Origin of the sequence: Micrococcus sp. (assembly GCF_034179925.1) — a bacterium.
In the GTDB taxonomy this organism is placed as follows: Bacteria; Actinomycetota; Actinomycetes; order Actinomycetales; family Micrococcaceae; genus Micrococcus.
The window spans coordinates 55,011-71,402 of sequence record NZ_JAXFPG010000046.1 but is presented as its reverse complement, the minus strand read 5'-3'; the positions used below and the strand labels follow the sequence as shown (position 1 = coordinate 71,402).

At 73.2% G+C, this 16,392-nt stretch carries 15 protein-coding genes; 10 read left to right on the top strand and 5 right to left on the bottom strand.

What is annotated here, in order from left to right; genetic code table 11:
* Positions 1-135 precede the first annotated feature (135 nt).
* Positions 136-2,097 (top strand): M13 family metallopeptidase, encoded by a 1,962-nt coding sequence (locus tag SPI96_RS09270; RefSeq protein ID WP_321082079.1) that lies wholly within the window; start codon positions 136-138, stop codon positions 2,095-2,097.
* Here SPI96_RS09270 and SPI96_RS09265 read toward each other — a convergent pair.
* Positions 2,087-2,554, bottom strand: a complete 468-nt coding sequence (locus SPI96_RS09265; RefSeq protein ID WP_321082078.1) for a MarR family winged helix-turn-helix transcriptional regulator — start codon at positions 2,552-2,554, stop codon at positions 2,087-2,089. The two genes, SPI96_RS09270 and SPI96_RS09265, sit on opposite strands and share 11 nt — an antisense overlap.
* Positions 2,547-4,175 (bottom strand): MDR family MFS transporter, encoded by a 1,629-nt coding sequence (locus SPI96_RS09260; RefSeq protein WP_321082077.1) that lies wholly within the window; start codon positions 4,173-4,175, stop codon positions 2,547-2,549. The genes SPI96_RS09265 and SPI96_RS09260 overlap by 8 nt, the downstream gene beginning before the upstream one ends.
* A 156-nt stretch (positions 4,176-4,331) precedes the next feature.
* Here SPI96_RS09260 and SPI96_RS09255 point away from each other — a divergent pair, with 156 nt between their 5' ends.
* The 8 genes from SPI96_RS09255 to SPI96_RS09220 all read left to right on the top strand — a co-directional run bounded on the left by SPI96_RS09255 (position 4,332) and on the right by SPI96_RS09220 (position 11,622).
* Positions 4,332-5,324 (top strand): D-glycerate dehydrogenase, encoded by a 993-nt coding sequence (locus tag SPI96_RS09255; RefSeq protein WP_321082076.1) that lies wholly within the window; start codon positions 4,332-4,334, stop codon positions 5,322-5,324.
* 28 nt (positions 5,325-5,352) lie between these two features.
* The gene (gene lysS, locus SPI96_RS09250; protein WP_321082075.1) at positions 5,353-6,870 is read left to right on the top strand and encodes a lysine--tRNA ligase; all 1,518 of its coding nucleotides are present in this window, start codon (positions 5,353-5,355) and stop codon (positions 6,868-6,870) included.
* A 2-nt stretch (positions 6,871-6,872) separates the two neighbouring features.
* Entirely contained in the window at positions 6,873-7,091 is a 219-nt protein-coding gene (locus SPI96_RS09245; RefSeq protein ID WP_321082074.1) for a hypothetical protein, read from the top strand.
* Positions 7,092-7,308: 217 nt separating this feature from the next.
* Positions 7,309-7,611, top strand: coding sequence for an Lsr2 family protein (locus SPI96_RS09240; RefSeq protein ID WP_321082073.1), 303 nt, complete (start codon positions 7,309-7,311; stop codon positions 7,609-7,611).
* Positions 7,612-7,738: 127 nt separating this feature from the next.
* Positions 7,739-10,369 (top strand): ATP-dependent Clp protease ATP-binding subunit, encoded by a 2,631-nt coding sequence (locus SPI96_RS09235; protein ID WP_321082072.1) that lies wholly within the window; start codon positions 7,739-7,741, stop codon positions 10,367-10,369.
* Between the two features lie 168 nt (positions 10,370-10,537).
* Positions 10,538-10,741, top strand: coding sequence for a CsbD family protein (locus tag SPI96_RS09230; RefSeq protein ID WP_321082071.1), 204 nt, complete (start codon positions 10,538-10,540; stop codon positions 10,739-10,741).
* Between the two features lie 54 nt (positions 10,742-10,795).
* Positions 10,796-11,008 carry a hypothetical protein gene (locus SPI96_RS09225; RefSeq protein ID WP_321082070.1) on the top strand — a complete coding sequence of 71 codons (213 nt, stop codon included), beginning with the start codon at positions 10,796-10,798 and terminating at the stop codon, positions 11,006-11,008.
* Positions 11,009-11,106: 98 nt separating this feature from the next.
* On the top strand, positions 11,107-11,622 hold the full coding sequence (locus SPI96_RS09220; protein ID WP_321082069.1) for an amino-acid N-acetyltransferase: 516 nt from the start codon (positions 11,107-11,109) through the stop codon (positions 11,620-11,622).
* Between the two features lie 49 nt (positions 11,623-11,671).
* On the opposite strand, the gene SPI96_RS09215 is transcribed toward SPI96_RS09220, so the two are convergent.
* Positions 11,672-12,610, bottom strand: a complete 939-nt coding sequence (locus SPI96_RS09215; protein WP_321082068.1) for an A/G-specific adenine glycosylase — start codon at positions 12,608-12,610, stop codon at positions 11,672-11,674.
* A gap of 86 nt (positions 12,611-12,696) precedes the next feature.
* On the opposite strand from SPI96_RS09215, the gene SPI96_RS09210 reads away from it, so the two are divergent.
* On the top strand, positions 12,697-13,674 hold the full coding sequence (locus SPI96_RS09210) for a hypothetical protein (protein WP_321082067.1): 978 nt from the start codon (positions 12,697-12,699) through the stop codon (positions 13,672-13,674).
* 18 nt (positions 13,675-13,692) lie between these two features.
* Here the strand turns inward: SPI96_RS09210 and radA are convergent, their stop codons facing one another.
* Positions 13,693-15,099 (bottom strand): DNA repair protein RadA, encoded by a 1,407-nt coding sequence (gene radA / locus SPI96_RS09205; protein ID WP_321082066.1) that lies wholly within the window; start codon positions 15,097-15,099, stop codon positions 13,693-13,695.
* A 79-nt stretch (positions 15,100-15,178) separates the two neighbouring features.
* Positions 15,179-16,348, bottom strand: coding sequence for an FUSC family protein (locus SPI96_RS09200; protein WP_321082065.1), 1,170 nt, complete (start codon positions 16,346-16,348; stop codon positions 15,179-15,181).
* Between the last annotated feature and the right edge of the window lie 44 nt (positions 16,349-16,392).

Here is a 16,392-nt window from a genome sequence, read left to right as displayed (position 1 = left end):
ACCCTGCCGTGGTGCGCGCCCGTCGTCGTCCCCGGGGGGGGCTGCAGAGGCGTCCGCCCCGGCCGCTAGAGTGCCCACGAGCAGAACCGGACCGTCGGGCCGCCCGCGTGCGGCCGCACACCCAGAGAGGACCGCATGAGCGCCACCACCGAGCAGACCCCGGCACCCAGCCCCCGGGAGGACCTCTACCGCCACGTGAACGCCGAGTGGTTGGCCACCCATGAGATCCCCGCGGACCAGGGCGCTTACGGTGCGTTCCTCGAGCTGCGCGACGCCGCCGAGCTGGCCGTGCGCCACCTCGCCGAGGACGCCGTGCGGGAGGGCGAGGACGCCCCCGCGGACCGTCGGCGCGTGGCCGCCCTGTACCGCTCATTCATGGACGAGGAGACCGTGGCCGCCCGCGGCCTCGAGCCCCTCGCCGGGGACCTCGCGGCCGCCGCCGCCGTCTCCTCCCCCGAGGAGCTGCTGCACCTGTCCGGGCGGCTGCAGCGCGAGGGCGTGTCCGGGCTGGTGAACACGGGCGCCCTCAACGACGCCGGTCGCCCCGAGCGCATGCTCCTGCACCTGCTCCAGGGCGGGCTGGGCCTGCCGGACGAGGCGTACTACCGCGAGGAGGCCTACGCGGACATCCTGGCCCACTACACCGCGCACGTGGGGGCGATGTTCGCGCTCGCGGGCGTCGGCGCGGACGAGGCCGAGTCCGTGGCCCTGGGGGAGCGGGTGGTGGCGCTGGAGAAGCGCATCGCCGCCGTGCACTGGGACCTGGTCCGCACCCGGGACGCCGTGGCCCGCTACAACCTGATGCCGCGGGCACGCCTGCTCGAGCTGTTCCCCCTGGCCCCGGCCTGGCTGGACGGTGTGGGGGCGCAGGGGCCCCGCTCCGAGGAGGTCGTGGTGTGGCAGCCGGACTTCCTCGCCGGGGTGCAGGAGCTGCTGCAGGGCCCGGATGCGGCGGACCTGGCGGACTGGCGCCACTGGCTCACCCTGCAGATCCTGCGCTCGTTCGCGGCGTACCTGCCGGAGCCGTTCGTGCAGGAGAGCTTCTCCTTCTACGGCCGCCGGCTGGCCGGGTCCGAGCAGCCGCGCCCGCGGTGGAAGCGGGCCGTCTCGTTCGTGAACGCGGGCGTGGGGGAGGACGTCGGCCGCCTGTATGTGGCCCGGCACTTCCCCGAGGGCCATCGGGAGGCCATGGACGAGCTCGTCTCCCTGCTGCTGGAGGCCTACCGCCGGTCCATCGGCGAGCTGGAGTGGATGGGTGAGCAGACCCGCCAGCGGGCGCTGGAGAAGCTCGCGATGTTCCGCCCGATGGTGGGCCACCCCACCGCCTGGCGGGACTACTCCGCGCTGGAGCTGGACCCCACGGACCTGGTGGGCAACGCGCGGGCCACGGCCCGGTTCGAGTGGGACCGGGACCTGGCCAAGCTGGAGGACGGGCCGGACCCGGACGAGTGGCACATGACCCCGCAGACGGTGAACGCCTACTACTCCCCGCTGGAGAACGTGATCGTGTTCCCGGCGGCGATCCTCCAGCCGCCCTTCTTCGACCCGCAGCTGTCCATGGCCTCGAACCTGGGCTCGATCGGCGCGGTGATCGGCCACGAGATCGGCCACGGGTTCGACGACCAGGGCTCCCGGTACGACGGCGCCGGCCGCCTGCACGACTGGTGGACCCCCGCAGACCGGGAGGCCTTCGCCGAGCGCACGGCCCGCCTGGTGGACCAGTACTCCCGGCTCTGCCCGGCGGAGGCCCCGGAGCGCACCGTCAACGGCGAGTTCACCCTCGGGGAGAACATCGGGGATCTCGGTGGCCTGGGCATCGCGTACCGGGCGCTGGAGATCTGGCGGGAGGAGCAGGACGCCGACTCCCAGGACACCGCCGCGGGCGACCGCGAGTTCTTCACGGCGTGGGCCGCGGTGTGGCGTCAGCTCACCCGTCCGGAGGCCATGGTCACCCGGATCGCCTCGGACCCGCACTCGCCCAACGAGTTCCGCTGCAACCAGGTGGCCAAGAACCTGGACGCCTTCCACGCCGCCTACGGCACGCAGGAGGGCGACCCGATGTGGCTGGCCCCGGAGGAGCGTGTGGTCATCTGGTGAGGTGCGCGCACTCCTGGCCCTCTCCCTCGTCCACGAGGCGGGTGAGGAGTCGGGCGAGGGTGCGCACGTCCTGCGGGTCCCAGTCCTGGAGCACCCGGTGCAGGCGGCCGGCGCCGCCGTCCTGACGCAGTGAGGCCAGGCGTTGGTGCCCGAGGGTGCTGGGTGTGAGCAGGGCCGAGCGGCGGTCCTGGGGGTCCGCCTCCCGGTGCACGAGCCCGTGCTCCTCGAGCTCGCGGAGCATGCGGGAGGTCTGGGCCCGGCCCGCCCCCAGGCGGTCGGCGAGCGCCGAGGGGGTCAGGGGCCCGTGCCGTTCGAGGGCGAGGAACGCCTTCATGGCTCCCAGAGACATCCCTGGGGCCAGGGCGTCCGCCTGCCGGGAGAGCACCTGGCGGTGGTGTCGGATGAGCCGGGTGAAGGACTCCTCGAGCTCGGTGACGGCGGTCTCGCGCTCAGCCACGGGGCTCCCGCTCCGCGTCGATCCGCTCGGTGGTGGTCATGCGGCCCAGGGGGGTGTTCGGCAGGAAGAGGATGGCCGCCAGGGCGACCACGGCCAGGGGCACGCCCACCTGGAAGGCCTGGGCGATGCCGGTGGCGTAGGCGTCCTCGACGATCTCGCGCAGGGCGTCCGGCATCTCCGCGACCCGGGGCAGGGTGCCGGAGTGCAGGCGCTGCGCCCACTCGACCCCCGCCGGGCCCAGGCCCTGCAGGGCCGCCGCCAGGTCCGCGCGTCGTGCCTCCAAGCGGGAGGGCACCACGGTGGCCACCACGGCGCCCATCACGGCGACGCCGATGCTCCCGCCCAGGGTGCGGAAGAAGGTCACCCCGGAGCTGGCCACGCCGATCCGGCGCGGGTCGGTGGTGTTCTGCACCACGAGTACGAGGTTCTGCATGGTCATGCCCACGCCCGCCCCGAGCAGGAGCATGTGCACGGACACCAGCCAGAACGGGGTGTCGTAGTGGAGGGTGCCCAGCAGGGCGGTCCCGGCGATCAGCAGTGCCGCACCGGTGGCGAGCCACCGCTTCCACGCCCCGGTGCGGGTGATGCGGCGGCCGATCAGCACGGAGGCCAGCAGCATGCCGGCGATCATGGGGATCGTCATCAGCCCGGCCTGGGTGGGGGTGGCCCCGCGGGCCAGCTGCATGTACTGGGCGAGGTACACGGAGGCGCCGAACATGGCCAGGCCTGTGGCGATCGAGGCCACCGTGGCGAGGGTGAAGGTGCGGTTCCGGAACAGGGCCAGGGGGATCAGGGGTTCGCGGACCTTCAGCTCCACCACCACGAACAGGACGGCGGCGAGCACGGCTCCGCCCACCATCCACGCCGTGGTGGCGCTGGCCCATGCGAAGGCGTGGCCGGCGGAGGTGACCCAGATCAGCAGCAGGGCTGTGGACGTGGAGAGCAGCACGATGCCCAGGTAGTCGATGGGCACCGCCCGAGGTCGGCGGGACGGCAGGTGCAGGGTGCGCTGCACCATGATCAGGGCGAGCACGGCGAAGGGCACGGACACGAAGAAGTTCCACCGCCAGCCCCACAGGTCGGTGATCACGCCGCCGGCGAGCGGGCCGCCGACGGTGGCGACGGCCATGACCGCCCCGAACAAGCCCATGTACCGGCCGCGTTCGCGGGGGCTGATGATGTCCGCCATGATCACCTGGCTCAGTGCGATGAGGCCGCCGCCGGCGAGGCCCTGCAGCACGCGGCAGGTGATGAGGAACGCGGGGTTCTGGGTGAATCCGGCGGAGGCGGAGGCGGCCGTGAACAGGACGATCGCCAGCTGGAAGAGTACCTTGCGGTCGAGCAGGTCGGCGAGCTTGCCCCAGATGGGGGTGGCGATCGCGGTGGCCAGCAGGGAGCCGGTGATCACCCAGGTGTAGGAGGACTGGTCGCCGCCGATGTCGCTGATGATCACGGGCATGGAGGTGGAGACCACTGTGTTCGCGATCATGGAGACGAACATGCCCAGCAGCAGACCGGTGAGGGCCTGCAGGATCTGGCGGTGCCGGGCGTGGGCCTCGGCGGCGGAGCCCGCCCCGGAGGGGGGTGGGGTCTCGGCGTCCGAGGGGGTGGGGGTGCTCATGGGTCCTCGCTGATCGCCGCGGGTCGATGGTTGACGAAGGGCAACCATATGCTCCGGATGCTGGTCCCAGCACGCCCGGCGGCGTTACGTTGGTCACATCCGTGTGTCGTGGCGTCTGCACCGCCCGCGGCCCCATCCCCATGGAAGGACCCCCTCATGACCAGCCGCTTCCTCCTGATGACCTGCATCGCCGAGAACGGCATGCAGATGCTGCGCGAGGCCGGGGAGGTGACCCTCGGGGAGGAGGTCGGCGGCAACGGCCGCCTCGCCGAGCTGGTCGCCTCGGGGGACTACGACGTCGTCGTCTCCGCCCTGGACCAGAGGTTCACCGCCGAGGTGCTCGCCGACGCGCGGATCGCCGGCATCGCCAACTACGCCGTGGGCTGCAACAACGTGGACGTCGCGGCCGCCACCCGGGCGGGGATCGCCGTCGGGAACACCCCGGACGTGCTCACCGAGGCCACCGCGGACATCGCCGTGCTGCTCATGCTGGGTGTGGCCCGGCGGGCCGTGGAGGGCGAGCGCATGATGCGCGAGGGCCGGTTCGAGGGCTGGCGGTGGGACCTGCTCGTCGGCAAGGACCTGCGCGGGGCCACCCTGGGGCTGGCCGGGTTCGGACGCATCGGCAGGGCCGTGGCCCGTCGGGCGCTCGCGATGGGCATGGAGGTGATCTTCGCCCCGCGCCCGCCGCACCACCGGGAGGTCTCCGCGGACGAGCTCGGCGACCTGGCCGGCCGGGTGGAGCAGGTCCGCTGGGAGCAGCTCGTGGAGCGCGCCGACGTCCTCTCCCTCCACCTGCCGCTCACGGAGGACACCCGGCACCTCGTGGACGCGGACGCGCTCGCCCGCATGAAGGACGACGCCATCCTCGTGAACACGGCCCGCGGCCCCGTGGTGGACGAGACCGCCCTCGTGGCGGCCCTGCGTGCCGGCCGCCTCTTCGGCGCCGGTCTCGACGTCTACGAGGACGAGCCGGCCATGGCCGAGGGCCTGGCCGGGCTGGACAACGTCATGCTGCTGCCCCACCTGGGCAGCGCCGCCGCGGGCACCCGCGCCGCCATGGCCGAGCTCACCGCTCGCAACGCGATCGGCATGGCCACCGGCGGTGAGATCCCCGCGCTCGTGAACCCGGAGGTCCGCGGGGGCTGAGCTGAGCGGCTCGGTAGACTGGGCGACCGTGACCTCCGAGACCCCCGCCCCCGCCGCCGTCGACCACCACGACCAGCAAGCGGTGCGTGCCGCCAAGCGTGAGATGCTCCTGACCTCCGGCCGCGAGGCCTACCCGGTGCAGGTGCCCCGCACGCACTCCCTCGCCGCGGTCCGCGAGGAGTTCGACGGCAAGCACGAGGCCGGCTGGGAGGACGGCCCCGAGGTGTCCGTCACCGGGCGCGTGGTGTTCCTGCGCAACACCGGCAAGCTCTGCTTCGCCACGCTCCAGGAGACCGGTGCGGCCGGCGAAGCCGTGCGCCTGCAGGTGATGGTCTCCCTCGCTGAGGTCGGCGAGGAGTCACTGGCCGAGTGGAAGCGGACCGTGGACCTCGGGGACTTCCTCTCCGTGACCGGCCGGGTGATCGTCTCCCGCCGTGGTGAGCTGTCCGTGCAGGCCTCCGCCTGGCAGATGGCCTCCAAGGCCCTGCGTCCGCTGCCCGTGCTGCATGCGGACCTCAACGAGGAGACCCGCGTGCGCCAGCGCTACGCGGACCTGATCGTCCGCGACGAGGCCCGCCAGATGGTCTACCGCCGCGCCAGGATCACCTCAGCCGTGCGCCGCACCCTCGAGGGCCACGGCTATGTGGAGGTGGAGACCCCCATCCTCCAGCTCGTGCACGGCGGCGCCCAGGCCCGCCCCTTCGAGACCCACCTCAACGCGTTCGACCAGGACATGACCCTGCGGATCGCCACAGAGCTGTACCTCAAGCGCGCCGTCGTCGGCGGGATCGACCGCGTGTACGAGATCGGGCGCGTGTTCCGCAACGAGGGCGTGGACTCCACGCACTCGCCCGAGTTCACCACCCTCGAGTGCTACGAGGCCTGGGCGGACATGCACGTGATGGCCCGGCGCATGCAGGAGATCATCCTCAACGCCGCGGACGCGGTCGGCACCGGCCGCCGCCTGGAGACGGAGAAGGGCGTCATCGACCTCGACGGCGAATGGGCCTGGGTGAGCGTGTACCCGGGGCTCTCCGAGGCTGTGGGCCGGGAGATCACCCCGGACACCGACGCCGAGACCCTGCGGGCGATCGCCGCCGAGCACGAGGTCACGGTGGACCCGGCCTGGGATGCCGAGAAGCTCGTGGTGGAGCTGTTCGGGGAGATCGTGGAGCCCACGCTCATGAACCCGACCTTCGTGTACGACTACCCGCCCACGGCCCAGCCCCTGGCCCGCCCGAACCGCGACGACGACCGCGTGATCGAGGCCTGGGACCTGATCATCGGGGGCATGGAGCGCGGCACCGCGTTCTCCGAGCTGATCGACCCGGTGATCCAGCGCGACCGCCTCACCGCCCAGTCCCGCCGTGCCGCCGCCGGCGACGACGAGGCCATGCAGCTCGACGAGGACTTCCTGCGCGCCCTCGAGTACGGCGCCCCGCCCATGGGCGGCCTCGGCCTCGGCGTCGACCGCCTGGTGATGCTCTTCACCGACGCCGGCATTCGCGAGACCATCCTCTTCCCGCTGCTCAAGCCCGAGGCCTGATCATGGGCGCGTTCTGGGAGTACTTCTCAGTGCTCGCACCCTCCGTGGGGCTCGGCCTGATCTTCTGGTTCATCATGCGCTCGATCTTCCGCTCCGACTCGGCCGAGCGGGCCAGCCGGGGCCGTCGCCTCACCGGTGAGGACGCCCGGGCCGCCCGCGAGGAGGCCGAGGCCCGCGCCTGGGCCGAGGAACGGCGTCACGACGCCGGCTCCAGCCGCTGACCTCGCCCGTCCCGCCCGACCCCGCCCCCTCGAGGGGCGGGGTCTGCGCTGTCGGGGAGAGCCGGTGAAACCCTGCGGGAATCCGCATATCTGGGCTAGGCTCATGTGACTCCCAGCGCCTGAAATTCAGAGGTCTCGACGAGTGGGAACACCCCTCGGACCTCCGGCGGAAATCCGCCACCGGGTGCGTGAGAACAGAGAGGCGAGAACAACCACGATGGCTCAGAGAACGGAAGTGGTCCTGGTGGACGACATCGACGGCACCCCGGCGGAGGAGACGGTGCAGTTCGCCCTCGACGGCCGGCACTACGAGATCGACCTCTCGCGGGAGAACGCGCGGGAGCTGCGCGAGCTGCTGCGGCCCTACATGAGGAAGGGGCGCGCGGTGGCCCCGCCCTCGCCCAAGCTCGAGGCGGCGCAGATCCGCAAGTGGGCGGCCGAGAACGGCTACGAGGTCTCCAACCGCGGGCGTCTGCACCGCGACATCGTGGAGGCCTACCGCAACGCCCGCCGGACGTGACCCCCCCCGGGGCCCGGCCCCACCCCGTCGTGGCCCCCGGCCGCCTTCCCCCTGTGGCGAACAGCTCCCCGGGGGCCCGTGCGCGGTGCGTAGTCTCGACCCGAACCGACGCAAGGAGTGTGCCCACATGTTCGAGAGATTCACCGACCGTGCCCGGCGCGTGGTGGTGCTCGCCCAGGAAGAGGCGCGCATGCTCAACCACAGCTACATCGGCACCGAGCACATCCTGCTCGGCCTCATCCACGAGGGTGAGGGCGTGGCCGCGAAGGCCCTCGAGTCCATGGACATCTCCCTCGCCGCGGTGCGCGAGAAGGTCCAGGAGGACATCGGTCAGGGCCAGCAGAACCCGCCCGGCCACATCCCCTTCACCCCGCGCGCCAAGAAGGTCCTGGAGCTGTCCCTGCGCGAGGCGCTGCAGCTCGGGCACAACTACATCGGCACCGAGCACATCCTGCTCGGCCTGATCCGCGAGGGCGAGGGCGTCGCCGCCCAGGTGCTCGTGCAGCTCGGTGCAGACCTGGGCCGTGTCCGCCAGACCGTCATCCAGCTGCTCTCCGGCTACCAGGGCGGACAGGGCGGCAAGGAGCCTGCCGGCGCCGGCGTCGGGGCGGGCGGCGAGGCCGGCCAGAACGCGGGCTCGGTGGTGCTGGACCAGTTCGGTCGCAACCTCACCGCGGCCGCCCACGAGGGCAAGCTGGACCCGGTGATCGGCCGTGCCGGCGAGATGGAGCGCGTCATGCAGGTGCTCTCCCGCCGCACCAAGAACAACCCCGTGCTCATCGGTGAGCCGGGCGTGGGCAAGACCGCCGTCGTCGAGGGCCTGGCCCAGGCCATCGACCGCGGCGACGTGCCGGAGACCCTCAAGGACAAGCAGCTCTACTCCCTGGACCTCGGCTCCCTCGTGGCCGGCTCCCGCTACCGCGGCGACTTCGAGGAGCGCCTGAAGAAGGTGCTCAAGGAGATCCGCACCCGCGGGGACATCATCCTGTTCATCGATGAGATCCACACCCTCGTCGGGGCGGGCGCGGCCGAGGGCGCCATCGACGCCGCCAGCATCCTCAAGCCGATGCTGGCCCGCGGTGAGCTGCAGACCATCGGCGCCACCACGCTCGACGAGTACCGCAAGCACATCGAGAAGGACGCCGCGCTCGAGCGCCGCTTCCAGCCGATCCAGGTGCCCGAGCCCTCCGTGGAGGACGCGGTGAAGATCCTGCGCGGGCTGCGGGACCGCTACGAGGCCCACCACAAGGTGTCCATCACCGACGACGCCCTCAAGGCCGCAGCCACCCTCGCAGACCGCTACATCTCCGACCGCCACCTGCCGGACAAGGCCGTGGACCTCATCGACGAGGCCGGCGCCCGCCTGCGCATCCGCCGCATGACGGTGCCGCCGGAGATCAAGGCGTACGAGGAGCGCATCGCCGAGGTCAAGGCGCAGAAGGAGGCCGCGATCGACGGCCAGGACTTCGAGGGCGCCGCCCGCCTGCGGGACCAGGAGAAGGAGCTCGAGGAGGAGCACCGCCAGAAGGAGGAGGCCTGGCGCTCCGGTGCGGACGCCTCCGTGGCCACCGTGGACGAGGACCTCATCGCCGAGGTGCTCTCCAACTCCACCGGCATCCCGGTCTTCAAGCTCACCGAGGAGGAGACCGACCGCCTGCGCAACATGGAGGCCGAGCTCCACCAGCGCGTCATCGGCCAGGACGAGGCCATCAGGTCGCTGTCCCGGGCGATCCGCCGCACCCGTGCCGGCCTGAAGGACCCGAACCGCCCGTCCGGGTCGTTCATCTTCGCCGGCCCCACCGGCGTGGGCAAGACGGAGCTGGCCAAGTCCCTCGCGGAGTTCCTGTTCGGGGACGAGGACGCCCTCATCACCCTGGACATGTCCGAGTTCCAGGAGAAGCACACCGTCTCGCGCCTGTTCGGCGCCCCTCCCGGCTACGTGGGCTACGAGGAGGGCGGCCAGCTCACCGAGAAGGTCCGCCGTCGCCCGTTCTCCGTGGTGCTGTTCGACGAGGTGGAGAAGGCCCACGCGGACCTATTCAACTCGCTGCTGCAGATCCTCGAGGACGGCCGCCTGACCGACTCGCAGGGCCGCGTGGTGGACTTCAAGAACACCGTGATCATCATGACCACGAACCTGGGCACCCGGGACATCTCCAAGGGTGTGATGACCGGCTTCCAGTCCGTCTCGGACACCTCCACCAGCTATGAGCGGATGAAGGGCAAGGTCCGGGAGGAGCTGCGCCAGCACTTCCGCCCGGAGTTCCTCAACCGTGTGGACGATGTGATCGTCTTCCCGCAGCTGCAGAAGTCCGAGATCGTGGAGATCGTGGACCTGTTCGTCTCCCGCCTGGCCAAGCGCCTGGCGGAGCAGGACATGTCCATCGAGCTCACCACCGCCGCCAAGGATCTGCTGGCCGACCGTGGCTACGACCCTGCCATGGGCGCCCGGCCGCTGCGTCGCACCATCCAGCAGATGGTGGAGGACCAGCTGGCCGAGAAGATCCTCTTCGGCGAGATCCTGCCGGGCGCCACCATCCACGTGGACGCCACGGGCGAGGGGGAGCAGGCCGAGCTGGTGTTCACCCACGAGGGCGGCCGCATGCCGCTGGAGGACCGCCCGATGCCCGAGCTCGAGGCCGGCACCGACACCGGTGAGGACGGCGTCCCCGGCGGGGATGTGCCCCGCGCCCCCCGTACGGGCGACGACGACGGCCCGGCCCCCGGCGGCCACGCCGCCGCCGCGCAGGCGGACTGAGGCAGCGTAGGCGGACTGAGCGCGCCGACGTCGTCGGCCTGATCTCGTCGGCCCGGAGGCGCCGGAGGGTTGACCCTCCGGCGCCTCGCGGCGTTCACTGGGCATCAGAGGCGGGGACCTGCCCCGCAGGCGGGCCGCACCGGCCCCCGGACCGTGAAGGAGACGACCATGGCTGATCTCGGCAACACGTTCGACAAGCTCAAGGGCGACCTGAAGGGCAAGGCCGGCGAGGCCTCCGGCGACTCCCACCTGGAGGCCGAGGGCAAGACCGAGTCCGCCGCGGCTGGCCTCAAGGGTGCCGCGCAGGACGCCGGGGACACCCTCAAGGGCGTCGTGGACGGCGTCAAGGACGCCTTCACCAAGAAGGACTGAACGTCACCGAGAAGGACTGACCCGAGCCGCAGGACCCGACCGGAGGAGGACCCCGTGGTGGGTTTCAACGACATCCCCAACCTCGCGAACGAGCACGTGGACGCGATCAACGAGCAGATCGACAACGTCCAGGAGCAACACGGCGACAAGCTGGGTGCCCACGGCGACACCGTCAACCGGGGCGTCGACGCCGCCCAGGAGAAGTTCCTGACGGGCGACGTGCAGGAGGCGGCCGAGAACCAGACGATGGGCGGCCAGCTGGCCTGACGCCCCGGCCACTCCCTCCCAGAGCCCCTGTCCCCCAGAGCCCCCGCCCGACACCCTCGGGCGGGGGTTCTGCGTGTGCGGTCCCTAGACTGGAGACCATGTCCGCCCCCTCCGAGATCACCCTCCGCCCGGCTCGGACGGCGGACGTGCCCGCCATCCGCGCCCTGGTCGCCCCGCTGGCCGAGCGCCGCGTGCTCCTGCAGAAGGAGGCGGTGGTGTTCTACGAGGCCATCCAGGAGTTCGTGGTGGCCGAGGACGCGCACGGGGAGCTGGCCGGCTTCGGTGCCCTGCACGTGATGTGGCAGGACATCGCGGAGGTGCGCACCCTGGCCGTCGCGGACCACATGCGCGGCACGGGCGTGGGCCACCGGGTGCTCGAGGCGCTCCTGGGCCGGGCCCGCCGTCTGGGGGTGGAGCGCGTGTTCTGCCTGACGTTCGAGGTGGAGTTCTTCCAGCGCCACGGGTTCGAGGTCATGGCGGACCAGTCCGCGGTGGACCCGGAGGTCTACACGGAGCTGCTGCGCTCCCCGGACGAGGGCGTCGCCGAGTTCCTGGACCTCGCCCGCGTGAAGCCGAACACCCTCGGCAACACCCGCATGATCCGTTCCCTCTGAGCCGCGCCGGCCCGCCCCGCCCGGACCGGCCTACCCCGCCCGGGCGCGCTCAGCCAGGGAAGGCGAGGGCGCCGTCGTCGTGCCGGACCAGCAGGCCATCCGCGAGCAGCCCGGCCAGGGCGCGCTCCCACTGGGCGTCCTCGGGCCGGTGCGCCCCCAGCCGTCCGCCGGCGGCGACGACGTCCCGCACCTCGCCTTCGGCCACCCGCCCGTGCGCGCGCACGGCGGCCATCACGGCACCACGCACCTGCCGGTCCGTGCCCGCCCAGGCCTGCCCGCGCGGGGCCTCGTCCGGGGGCGGGCTGCCGGCGGCCACCCACGCGCATCGCCGCGCCACCGGGCACCGCTGACATGCGGGGGCCCGGGCCGTGCACACCAGGGCGCCGAGCTCCATGATGGCGGCGTTCCAGCCGTTGGCGCGGTCCGGGTCGGCGGGCATCAGGGTGTGGGCCCGGCGCATCTCTGCCCGGGAGAGCGTGCGCGCCGGCAGGGCCCGGCCGTCCAGGACGCGCACGAGCACGCGGCGCACGTTGGTGTCCACCACGGTCTCCGGGATCCCGAACGCGAAGCTCGCCACGGCCGCGGCCGTGTACTCGCCCACCCCCGGCAGGGCGCGCAGGGCCTCCGGGTCTGCGGGCACCCGGCCGCCGTGGCGTTCGACGATCGCCCGGGCGGCCTCCTGCAGGCGCAGGGCGCGGCGCGGGTAGCCGAGGCGGTCCCAGGCGGTGAGGATCTCCGCGGTGGGGGCGGCGGCGAGGTCCGCGGGGGCGGGCCAGCGCTCCATCCAGTCCCGCCAGCGCGGCAGCACCCGGACCACCGGGGTCTGCTGCAGCATGATCTCGGAGACCAGCACACCCCACGGCGGGCAGTCCGGGTCCCGCCAGGGCAGGTCCCGGGCGTGGCGGGCGAACCAGGTGAGGACGTCCTCATGCAGGCCGTCCGCGGTGTCGGCGTCGTGGGGGAGCGCGAAGGGGGACGGCGTGGGCATGGCGTCCACTGTAGGGGCCGCGGCGCGGGCCGCGGCACGGGCTGGGCTGCCGCCGCAGGCCGGTCTGCGGGCCTACCCTGGTGGGCATGCCCTCGCCCTCCGTGCCGCCGCGTCGCCCGCACTCCGCCGCCGTCTACCGGCGCCGCCGCCTCGCCGTGGCCCTGGCGGCCCTGGTCCTGCTGGGGCTCGTGGTGGGCATCGGGGTGCTGCTGGGCCGGGGTCTGTCCGCCGGGGGCGGCGGCGCGGCCGAGCCCACCGTCTCTGTGGCGCCCACGCCGGTGTCCTCCCCGACGCCGGCCGCCGTGCGCGAGAGCGGCTCCTCCACCCCGGACGCCGTGGACCCGGCCACTGTGGACGAGTGCGCGCCGACGGACCTGCGGCTGAGCGCCTCGGTGTCCGAGGAGCAGGTGGGCCGCGGGCAGGGGCTGGCGCTGCGGCTGGGGGTGACGAACCTGTCCTCCACGCCCTGCCGGGTGGACGTGGGCACCGCCCGCCAGGAGTTCGTGGTGCAGGGGCCCGACGGCGAGGACCCTGCGATGAGCACCCGCATCTGCCAGGAGGACCCCACCCATGAGGACCGGGTGCTCCAGCCCCACGACGAGCAGACCGCCGTGTACCCGTGGAACGGGCGGCGCTCCTCCGAGGACTGCGGCCGCCGCGGGGCGGTGGCCGAGCCCGGCAACTACCGGCTGATCGTGCGCCTGGGGGACCTCTCCTCCCGGCCGGTGGCCTTCCGGATCACCGGCACCCCGGGCGGCTCGGCCACCCCGGAGGCCGCGGCGTCGTCGGGTCGGCCGGCCTCGCCGAGCCCGTCCGCCGGGGATTCCGCCCGGGCCTCCTCCAGCCCCTCCGCCACGCGCGGGGCCTCGCCCACGACGCGCGGATCGGCCTCGGCCTCCCCGCGTCCGTCCGCCACCGCGACGCCGTCCCCGCGCCCAGCTGCCGGGGCTTCCTCCTCGCCGGCCCGGGCCTCGCAGAGCCGGGAAGCCACGGCGTCTCCGGGCAGGCCGGCCTCTCCGAGCCCCTCCCGCACCTCGCCGAGCCCCTCCCACACTGGCCGCTGAGGCCGCTGCGCCGGCCGCTCAGGCGGTTCCGCCGGTCCAGGTGGGGATGGTGGCCAGCGCCTCGGAGAGCGTGCCCACCTGCGCCACCGCGAACCCTGCGGGCACGTCCCCGAGCGGCTCGGGGGAGCGGGGCACCAGGGCCCGGGTGAAGCCGAGGCGGGCGGCCTCCCGCACCCGGCGGCCGATGCCCGGCACCGGGCGCACCTCCCCGGCCAGGCCGAGCTCGCCCACCGCGATCATCCCCTGCGGCACGGGGGCGCCCAGTTTGGCCGAGGCGATGGCCACGGCCACCGCGAGGTCCGAGGCCGGTTCGGACAGCCGCACCCCGCCCACCGTGGCCACGTAGCAGTCGTCCTGGGCCAGGGCGAACCGGGCTCGCCGCTGCAGCACCGCCAGCAGCATGTTCACACGGGCCGCATCCACCCCGGAGACCGTCCGGCGGGGGCTGCCGCCGGCGGAGGCGGTGAGCAGGGACTGCACCTCGGCCACCAGCGGCCGCCGGCCCTCGAGGGTGACCGTCACGCATGTGCCCTCCACGGGCTCCTGCGTGCCGGAGAGGAACAGCCCGGAGGGGTCGTCGAGGGACTCGATGCCGTCCTCACGCAGGTCGAAGCAGCCGACCTCGTCCGTGGGGCCGAAGCGGTTCTTCACGGCCCGCACCAGGCGCAGTCGGGAGTGGCGGTCCCCCTCGAACTGGCACACCACGTCCACGAGGTGCTCCAGCAGGCGGGGCCCGGCGATCGTGCCGTCCTTGGTCACATGCCCCACGAGCACCGTGGTGATGCCCTTGTCCTTGGCGGTGCGGATCAGGCTCGCGGCCACCTCACGCACCTGGGTGACCCCGCCAGCGACACCCTCCACCTCGGCCGACTGCAGGGTCTGCACCGAGTCCACGATCACCAGGGCCGGGTCCGTCCGCTCGATCTGCCCCAGGGCACGCCCCAGATCCGTCTCGGCCGCCAGGCGCAGGGTGTCCCCGAGGGCGCCGATGCGGTCCGCGCGGGCCCGGACCTGCGCCGCAGACTCCTCCCCGGTGAGGTACAGCACGGAGCGGGGCCCCTCTCCGCCGGTGCCGCGGGCCGTCTGGGCCGCCACGTCCAGCAGCAGTGTGGACTTGCCGATCCCGGGCTCGCCGGCCAGCAGGATCACCGCCCCCGGCACCAGCCCGCCGCCCAGCACGCGGTCCAGTTCCCGCACCCCGGTGGAGCGGAAGGAGGCCAGGGTCGCGTCCACCTCCGCGATGGGCGGGGCGGGATGGGCGACGGCGGACGGGGCGGTGCGTCCCGGCGTCGAGCCCGCGCCGACCTCCTCCACCGTGCCCCACGCCTGGCACTCGCGGCAGCGGCCCACCCAGGTCAGGGAGGTCCAGCCGCACTCCGTGCAGCGGTATCCGGGGGTGCGCTTCGCCGAGGACTTCGTGGCCATGCCGTCACTCTAGGGGTGAGGGGGACGCGGTAGCGGCCGGGGCCGGCGTCGTGGTGGCGGGCGCGGTGCGCCGGGGCGCTCAGACCCGCGGCAGGTAGGCGACGGCGTCCGCATGGGAGGCGCCGGTGGACTCCAGCAGGTCCACCATCATGGGGCGCAGCAGCATCACGAGGGCCTCGCCGTGCACCGTGCCGCCGCCGAGCGTGTGCGGGTCCAGGCGGGAGGCGGCGGCCCCCAGGGCATCCCGGGCGCCGGTGAGGGAACGGTGGCGCCCCTCCTCCTGCGGCTCGGACAGGGATCGGTTGAGCACCTCGACGGCATCCGCGGCCTCGTCGAACCACACGGCCAGGAGCTCGCGGTGCTCGTCGTCGAGGCCGTCGTTGTCCAGGAGGCTGACCACGCGCCGGGCCACGATCCGCATGGAGCGCAGCGCCAGGTCCGTGCGGTCCACCGCCGTGTTCGCGGCCTCCACCATGCCGCGCACGTTCCGCTGCAGGGGGTTGAACTGCACCTGCTCGCGGGACAGGCGCAGCTCCTTGCGGAGGTCGTCCAGTGCGCTCTGGGTGGTGCGGCCGGTCACGAGCGCCATCCACGCCTCGCCGGAGTCGGTGTGGCGGAGGCTGTGGGAGAGGTCCCGCAGCACCTGCGCCATCGACCCGTGCAGCCCCTGGAGCCGGGAGACGGGGCCACGGGCGGCGTTCTTCGGGGAGAGGAAGGTGACGATCAGCGCCAGCACCCCGCCCACGACGGCGTCCTGGCTGCGGGCGAACGGGCTCGCCCCGTCGGGCGGCAGCAGCACCACCAGCACCGACTGCAGGGACATCTGGGTGGTGAACACCTGGCCGGAGTCCAGGAAGCGGGCCACCAGCAGGGACACGAACACCACGACGGCGGCCTGCCACACGCCCCGGCCCAGGCCCAGCATGAGCAGGTCGCCGATGAGGATCCCGAGGGTGCAGCCGACGGCGACCTCGGCCACGCGCCGCAGGCGGGGTTCACGCTGGAAGCCGAGGGCGATCAGCAGGGCGGTGGAGGCGAACAGGGGGCGGGGGTGCCCCAGGACCTGCTCCGCGAAGGCGTAGGCGCCCACGGAGCACACCGCGAGCAGGAGGGCCTGGCCCACGGAGGAGCGCACCCGCGCGCGCCCGGCCCGGGCCCGGCGCACCAGGAACTGGCGGGTCCGCTCGGTGCGGGAGGAGGGGGCCACGATCGGCACCGTCCCGGTGGCGGTGGCGATGCGGTCCGTCATGCGTCCAGGGTACTGACCCGTGCTCACCGTCAGATGTGATGCGC